Annotated in this window: 1 protein-coding gene; it reads right to left on the reverse strand. The window is 56.0% G+C overall.

The features are described from left to right. The coding region (locus tag F0L74_RS34615; protein ID WP_149842230.1) for a hypothetical protein at positions 1-207 on the reverse strand (207 nt) is incomplete at its 3' end. Between the last annotated feature and the right edge of the window lie 200 nt (positions 208-407).

Genomic DNA, 407 nt, shown 5'->3' on the forward strand with positions numbered 1-407 from the left:
CCCCGCCTTCTCCATTATCTCCACCATCTCCGCCTTCTCCTTCGTCACCACCATCTCCTCCATCTCCTTCGTCTCCGCCATCATCTCCTCCATCGTCACCGCCGTCTCCTCCTTCTCCTTCGTCTCCACCATCATCTCCACCGTCTCCTCCATCTCCACCATCGTTTCCATCGTCACCACCGCCATCTCCACCATCATCACCATCATCACCAGGGTTGTCTACTCCAGTGCCTCTATCGTCTCCCCCTTCCCCTTCGTCACCGTTCCCATTATCTCCATCTCCACCCCCACCGTTGCCGCCACCACAATCACCACAACCACCACTACTATGGCCTAATGTATTTAGAACTGGGTTAAGTATCGAAGGAGCAGGAGCAGCTTCGACATACGTCACGGCCACCACGACC

Source organism: Chitinophaga agrisoli (assembly GCF_008386695.1).
In the GTDB taxonomy this organism is placed as follows: Bacteria; Bacteroidota; Bacteroidia; order Chitinophagales; family Chitinophagaceae; genus Chitinophaga; species Chitinophaga agrisoli.